The sequence below is a fragment of the Actinoplanes sp. NPDC048791 genome (genome assembly GCF_040650095.1).
GTDB lineage: Bacteria > Actinomycetota > Actinomycetes > Mycobacteriales > Micromonosporaceae > Actinoplanes.
In genome coordinates this window covers 13,535-20,506 of record NZ_JBEZGQ010000033.1, presented here as the reverse complement: position 1 = coordinate 20,506, position 6,972 = coordinate 13,535, and the positions used below count along the sequence as shown (strand labels likewise).

Annotated in this window: 5 protein-coding genes and 2 rRNA genes (1 of these 7 running past the window's edge); 4 read left to right on the top strand and 3 right to left on the bottom strand. The window is 67.2% G+C overall.

Annotated elements, in window-relative coordinates:
- The 4 genes from AB0C29_RS04985 to AB0C29_RS04970 form a co-directional block, all read left to right on the top strand.
- Positions 1–713: LamG-like jellyroll fold domain-containing protein (locus tag AB0C29_RS04985; RefSeq protein WP_360815265.1), on the top strand; the 713-nt coding region annotated here is incomplete at its 5' end.
- 20 nt (positions 714–733) lie between these two features.
- Positions 734–1,543 carry an alpha/beta hydrolase gene (locus AB0C29_RS04980; protein WP_360815262.1) on the top strand — a complete coding sequence of 270 codons (810 nt, stop codon included), beginning with the start codon at positions 734–736 and terminating at the stop codon, positions 1,541–1,543.
- Positions 1,540–2,937: an FAD-linked oxidase C-terminal domain-containing protein gene (locus AB0C29_RS04975; protein WP_360815259.1), complete on the top strand. Its 1,398-nt coding sequence runs from the start codon at positions 1,540–1,542 to the stop codon at positions 2,935–2,937. The genes AB0C29_RS04980 and AB0C29_RS04975 overlap by 4 nt, the downstream gene beginning before the upstream one ends.
- Before the next feature lie 479 nt (positions 2,938–3,416).
- Positions 3,417–3,755, top strand: coding sequence for an STAS domain-containing protein (locus tag AB0C29_RS04970; RefSeq protein ID WP_360815256.1), 339 nt, complete (start codon positions 3,417–3,419; stop codon positions 3,753–3,755).
- A gap of 205 nt (positions 3,756–3,960) precedes the next feature.
- On the opposite strand, the gene AB0C29_RS04965 is transcribed toward AB0C29_RS04970, so the two are convergent.
- From AB0C29_RS04965 to AB0C29_RS04955, 3 genes are all read right to left on the bottom strand, one after another.
- A complete protein-coding gene (locus AB0C29_RS04965; protein WP_360815254.1) occupies positions 3,961–4,800 on the bottom strand; it encodes a hypothetical protein in 840 nt (279 codons plus the stop codon).
- Between the two features lie 609 nt (positions 4,801–5,409).
- Positions 5,410–5,526, bottom strand: a 5S ribosomal RNA gene (rrf, locus tag AB0C29_RS04960).
- Positions 5,527–5,646: 120 nt separating this feature from the next.
- Positions 5,647–6,972: ribosomal RNA gene (locus AB0C29_RS04955) — 23S ribosomal RNA — on the bottom strand (it continues 1,786 nt past the right edge of the window).

Here is a 6,972-nt window from a genome sequence, read left to right as displayed (position 1 = left end):
GGCAGTCGGTCGCCGACGGCGCCACGGTCCGGGACCTGACCGGCAAAGGCAACGACCTCACTGTACGGCGACTGGCGAACGGCGGCCCCGACGTCCTGACGGTCTCCGCCGAGCACCACCCGGCCCAGCCCGCCCACGCCAGCCTCCGCTTCGACGGCGGCAAGGGCCCCGACCGCGGCGCGATCCTGCACACCGCCCCGGACGCCGCGTTGAACGGCATGACCTTCACGGGCGGCTACACGATCGAGGCGTTCCTGAAGCTGCCCGACCCGTTCGTCGGCGACCACGCCTGGATGGGCATCCTCAGCTGGGAAGGCCGCAGCGGCGACGCCGGCAAGCACAGCGGTTGGTCACCGCTGGAGCCGACCTGCAGCCTCAACGTGTCCCCCGAACGCTTCCTGCAGTACGTGGTCTATCCGGCCGACCGCGACGCCGACCCGACGTCATGGAGCCACGCCGTGCCGGTGGGCCGGTGGATGCACGTGGCGGTGGTGAACGACGGCCGCCGGACGACCGTGTGGATCGACAGCTCGAAGATCCTGCGCAACCCGAGCGAGGCGTCGCACGGCATCGCCACCCTGGGCCGCCCCTTCGTGCTCGGCGCGACGTCCTTCGACCTGCGCTACGGCCAGGGCTTCTACGGCTGGCTCGGCGACGTCCGGATCACCGCCCGGGCACTGACCCCCGGGCAGTTCCTCCAGCGCGTGCCGTGAGCCCGCCGTAGTGTCGAGGCATGTCGACGATCGCCACCAGCGACGGGGTCAACCTGCACTACACCGACGAGGGCGGTGGGCAGCCGGTCGTGCTCATCGCCGGCTTCACCGCGTCGGCCGAGACCTGGGAGCTGCAGCGCCGGGCCCTGCTCGGCGCCGGCCACCGGGTACTCGGCCTGGACCGCCGGTCGCACGGCGGTTCGGACAATCCGGCGTACGGCCAGCGGATGGCGCGGCACGGCAAGGACATCCGCGACTTCCTCGACGCCACCGGCCTGGACCAGGTCGTCCTGGTCGGCGGCTCGATGGGCGCCAGCGCGATCTGGGCCTACTACGACCTGTTCGGCGCCGACCGGCTGCGCGGCATCGTCACCATCGACCAGACCCCCAAGATGGTCAACGACGAGGTGTGGCCGTACGGCTTCTACGGCCTGACCCGGCACAACCTCGGCACGTTCTTCGAGGACGGCGTGCCGGACACCGGCCGCGGCCGGCCGGTCGCCGAGTCGGTGCAGCGGCTGGGCCGGCTGATCGAGGCGCTGGGCCGGGTGCCGCAGATGAGCGACGCCCGCGCCCCGGAGACCTGGCCCCTGCTGCAGGATCATGCTGAGCAGGACTGGCGTGACGTGGTGGCCCGGGTCGCGGTGCCGAGCTTGTTCATCGCCGGCCGCGACAGCCAGCTGTGGCCGTGCGAGCACGCCACCGCCGCGGCCGAGACGAACTCACGCGCGGCCGCCCTGATCCTCGAGAACAGCAGCCACGCGGCCAACATCGACCAACCCGACCTGGTCAACGAGGCACTACTCAAGTTCCTGGCCGGCCTGGCATGACCGGCTCGCTGGCCACGGACCTGCCGGAGCTGGACCTGATCGTCGACCCCGACGTCCTCGACTCCCTCAGCCACGACGACGCCGAGTGGGCCCCGGCCGGCCGGCCGGTCGGCGCGATCCGCGCCCGCAGCACGGAAGAGGTGAGCGCCATCGTCGCGGCCTGCGCGGCCCGCGGCATCCCGGTGATCGCGCGCGGAGCCGGCACAGGTCTGTCCGGCGGCGCGAACGCGGTCGACGGCAGCCTGATCCTCGACCTGACCAGGATGAACAAGATCCTGGAGATCGACCCGGACAACATGATCGCGGTGGTCCAGCCCGGCGTCGTCAACGACGACCTGAAGGCGGCCGTCGCGGCGCACGGCCTCTGGTATCCACCGGACCCGGCCAGCGCACCCTGGTCGACGATCGGCGGCAACGTGGCCACGAACGCCGGCGGCCTGTGCTGCCTGAAATACGGCGTGACCCGCGACTACGTGCTCGGCCTGCAGGCCGTCGTGGGCGGCCCGGCCGGCGCATACGGTACGGCGGTGCGCCTCGGCCACCGCACGACGAAGGGTGTGGCCGGCTACGACCTGGTCAGCCTGTTCGTCGGGGCCGAGGGGACGCTGGGGATCGTCACCGAGGTCACGTTGCGGCTGCGGCCGGCTCGCGCTGCTGCGCCCCGTACCGTGGTCGGGGCTTTCGACAGCATCGTCGCCGCCGGCGACGCGGTGGCCGCGACCACGCGGATGGGTCTGCTGCCCACAGCGCTGGAGCTGCTGGACCGGGCGTGCCTGCAGGCGGTGGAGGAATGGAAGCACCTGGGTCTGTCCGCGACGGCTGAGGCGTTGCTGCTGGCACAGATCGACACGCCAGGGGAATCGGGCCAGTCCGAAGCGGACGCGCTGGCCCAGGTCTTTCGGGACGCGGGCGCGCAATGGGCCGAACAGTCGACCGACGAATTTGAGGCGGAGGCATTGTTCGCCGCGCGGCGGCTGGCCTATCCGGCGATGGAACGGCTGGGCCCGGTGCTGACCGAAGACGTCTGCGTGCCTCGGTCGGCGGTGCCGACGATGCTCGCGTCGATCGAGGAAAGCGCGGCGCGGCACGGGGTGGCTATCGCCACGATCGCGCACGCGGGGGACGGTAATCTGCACCCGCTGATCCGGACGCCGGTCGGGGACGAGGTGGCGCGGGAGGCTGCGCAGGCGGCATTCGAGGAGATCCTGGCCGCGGCGATCAGGCTGGGCGGCACGGTAACCGGCGAGCACGGGGTCGGTCTGCTGAAGCGGCGCGGGATGCGGCAGGAGCTGGAGGGGCCGGCGCTGGCGATGATGCAGGCGGTGAAGCAGACCCTGGACCCCCAGAACCTCTTCAACCCCGGCAAGGTAGTCGGCGACCCGGACCTGCCGTAGCCGCCTTCCTCCTCTCTTCCTCCTCCTCTCCCCTTCCTCCCCGCCTCCTTCCTCCTCGGCTTCCTTCCTTCCGTCCTTTCCCCGCGTCTTTCTTCGCCGCTACCTCCACCCGCCCTCCACCGCTTCGTTCGTTCGCCGCTGCCTTTACTTCTCTGGCCCCCTTCTCCTTCGTCCTTCCTCCTTGCTACTTCCTTCCTCGCGGCTCGCGGCTCGCGCTCTTCTCGCTCCGCGCTCTTCTCGCCCCCGCGCTCCTCTCGCCCCGCGCTCGCATCTCGCCCGCGCCCACTTCTCGCCCCGCGCTCGCATCTCGCCCCGCGCTCACTTCCCGCCCGCGCCCACTTCTCGCGCATCGCCCGCTTCGGGCCCTCGTCCGGCTTGTCGTCGCCGCTCGTGGATTGGCACAAACAGCCGGTCGACGGGCCGCGAGAACCGTCATACGCTGACCGCCCGGCGAACGCTGGGTGACGGAAGGCAGACCGATGTCGAACTCCGCGGTCGACGTCCGGACGGACGCGGACGGAAGCGTGGTGGTCCAGCCCCACGGCCCGATGGGGACGGACTGCGCGGTGCCGTTCCGCCAGATCCTGGTGCACACGGTCCGCAAGGTTCGCCCGCCGCGCCTGATCGTCGACCTGGGCGACGTACCGGACGTAGATCCGATCAACCTGGGAACCTTGGCGGCACTCTGCGACCTGGCGGACGACCACCAGGTCGTCGTCTTCATGGAGAACCTGTCCGCCGAAGTGGCGACCCAGCTGACCGCCGCAGGTGTACCGCGGCAACGTTTCCGGGCAATCGGACAGCCCGCAGTCGGCTGACCATCACCCACCTACGCCGACGATCGGGTCAGCCGTCCGAGTAGAAATCCCGCTTCCCACGCCGACGATCGGGTCAGCCGTCCGGGTAAAATTCCCGCTTCCCGCGCCGACGATCAGGACGGCTCTCGACGACGGATCGCGCTCCCGGCCCGGCAGTCGGGTCGGCATTCAGCGACAAAATGCCCTCCCCGCGACGGCGGTCGGGTCAGCTGCGGGCGACGGTCACCGAGGAGACGCCACTGGTGGCATCGATGTCGAAGCGGTCAGCCGCGGCGTCCCAGCCAGGTGCGGTGTACACCGCACCCCCGGGCACCCCGGACTTGGTCTGCCCGTCCACCGTGACCTCGCCGGCCCCGTTCTTCGCGGCAACCCGCACAGGCGCCGCCCCGGTGAGGTTGACGACCAGCTGGCTGGCGCCACCGCCGAGAACCACCCGCTGAGTGCCGCTGGCCGCGGGCAACCACACCTCGGCCCGGCTGGTGCCGGCGGCGAAGTCGACATCGCCCCCGGGTCCGCCCTTGAGGTCAACGGCCTGGTCGCTGGCACCGCCGGCCAGCCGCACACTCCAGCGCACGTCGTCGCTGAGCACCACGGTGACCAGCGCCGGACCGGTGAGCCCGGTGTCCCGCAACCCCGCGACAACGGCAGGCCCGTCAACCTCGACCTTGGGGACCACCTTGGACTCCGCCGGGGTGGAGACCTCAAAAAGATCAGGACCAAGATCCCCGACCGTCACCCGTACGACATCAGCAGCGTTCACGAGCGAGAAGGACGCCGGCTTGTTCTTGACAACGGAGACGGCACCGCCGCGAACGACATGGTCGGGTTCGCTGGGTGCGGCCTGTCCGATGCCGGGCAACCCGAGACCGGTGCCTGACCCGGGCCACGTGGCCACCGGACCGGGAACCCCGTCGGACTCGTCAGGCACGACATAACGAGGCTGATGGGCCGGGTTGTAGTCCCGTCCGCCACCGTCAGCCGCGGAACAGCCGGCCAGCAGACTCACGGCCACGGCGAACGCTCCCACCCGGACAATCACGTTCACCTATTACCCACCGCCTCCGTCGACTACACGACCACGCCGCCAGACTCCATCACGCCACCTCTCGCTACGCAACGGGTCAGACAACCCGACCCGCAGCCGGGCTGGCCCTCCTACCGACGATGATCGCGGTCGACCGCACACACACCTCCGCTACACAGTGACGGCCGCCCTCTCTGCCTCCGTCGGCACGAGCGTGAACGCAAACGGCAAAGCCACCCCGCTCGTCGAGAGCCAGACCATCCAGCTGCAGCAGCTCTACCCGGCCTAGGCATGCGCCTGCGGCCGCTACACCGTCACAGATTCGCCACCATGCATAGTCACCTACTCCTGGGCCCTAAGCCCGGACTGCGGCCAAATCACACTCCCGGACTGCCGCAGCCCAGGCCAACACCAACCACAGGCTGGCCGGCGTCGGCCGGAAAGCCCCTAAAACGCAAAAGGAGCTCACCCCGGCCAGGGGTGAGCTCCATGGATCACGAAAGAGCCCACCCCGGCCAGGGGGTGAGCTCCATAGATCACGAAAAGGAGCCCACCCCGGGTCTGGGGTGGAGCTCCATGGATATAGAAAAGGCCCACACCATCACTGGTGTGAGCCTTTCCCAACGTTAAGTCCGGCGGCGTCCTACTCTCCCACACCCTCCCGAGTGCAGTACCATCGGCGCTGGAGGGCTTAGCTTCCGGGTTCGGAATGAGACCGGGCGTTTCCCCTCCGCTATAACCACCGAAACAGCTATCAGCGACACAACACTCCCTGCACCCCAGACGAAACCCTTCCGGTTTCCCCTGGGCCGGGGTGGTTGTTTGCTGTGAATCACACAGTGGACGCGGTCGAACATCAAGTTTGGTGTAGTTAAGCCCTCGGCCTATTAGTACCGGTCGACTGAACCTATTACTAGGCTTACATCTCCGGCCTATCAACCCAGTCGTCTAGCTGGGAGCCTTACCCACTCAAGGTGGTGGGATACCTCATCTCGAAGCGAGCTTCCCGCTTAGATGCTTTCAGCGGTTATCCCTTCCGAACGTAGCCAACCAGCCGTGCCCCTGGCGGGACAACTGGCACACCAGAGGTTCGTCCGTCCCGGTCCTCTCGTACTAGGGACAGCCCTTCTCAAGTATCCAACGCGCACGGCGGATAGGGACCGAACTGTCTCACGACGTTCTAAACCCAGCTCGCGTACCGCTTTAATGGGCGAACAGCCCAACCCTTGGGACCTGCTACAGCCCCAGGATGCGACGAGCCGACATCGAGGTGCCAAACCATCCCGTCGATATGGACTCTTGGGGAAGATCAGCCTGTTATCCCCGGGGTACCTTTTATCCGTTGAGCGACACCGCTTCCACTCGCAAGTGCCGGATCACTAGTCCCGACTTTCGTCCCTGCTCGACCTGTCAGTCTCACAGTCAAGCTCCCTTGTGTACTTACACTCAACACCTGATTGCCAACCAGGCTGAGGGAACCTTTGGGCGCCTCCGTTACCTTTTAGGAGGCAACCGCCCCAGTTAAACTACCCACCAGACACTGTCCCTCGACCCGATCAGGGCCGCAAGTTAGATACCCAAATCCAACAGAGTGGTATTTCAAGATTGCCTCCACCCGAACTGGCGTCCGGACTTCACAGGCTCCCACCTATCCTACACAATTACATTCGGATACCAATGTCAAGCTATAGTAAAGGTCCCGGGGTCTTTCCGTCCTGCCGCGCGTAACGAGCATCTTTACTCGTACTGCAATTTCGCCGGGCCTGTGGTTGAGACAGTGGGGAAGTCGTTACGCCATTCGTGCAGGTCGGAACTTACCCGACAAGGAATTTCGCTACCTTAGGATGGTTATAGTTACCACCGCCGTTTACTGGCGCTTAAGTTCTCCGCCTCGCCCCGAAAGGCTAACAGGTCCCCTTAACGTTCCAGCACCGGGCAGGCGTCAGTCCATATACATCGTCTTACGACTTGGCATGGACCTGTGTTTTTAGTAAACAGTCGCTTCCCCCTGCTCTCTGCGGCCATACCACGCTCCACCCGCAAGGGGCTTCACGCGTCCGGCCCCCCTTCTCCCTAAGTTACGGGGGCAATTTGCCGAGTTCCTTAACCACAGTTCGCCCGTCGCCTCGGTATTCTCTACCTGACCACCTGTGTCGGTTTGGGGTACGGGCCGCTCGGAACATCGCTAGAGGC

What these genes read in the sequence shown, in the direction of transcription:
- AB0C29_RS04980 (WP_360815262.1), top strand. Translation starts at nt 734, where the DNA reads ATGTCGACGATCGCCACCAGCGACGGGGTCAACCTGCACTACACCGAC.
- AB0C29_RS04970 (WP_360815256.1), top strand. Translation starts at nt 3,417, where the DNA reads ATGTCGAACTCCGCGGTCGACGTCCGGACGGACGCGGACGGAAGCGTG.
- AB0C29_RS04975 (WP_360815259.1), top strand. Translation starts at nt 1,540, where the DNA reads ATGACCGGCTCGCTGGCCACGGACCTGCCGGAGCTGGACCTGATCGTC.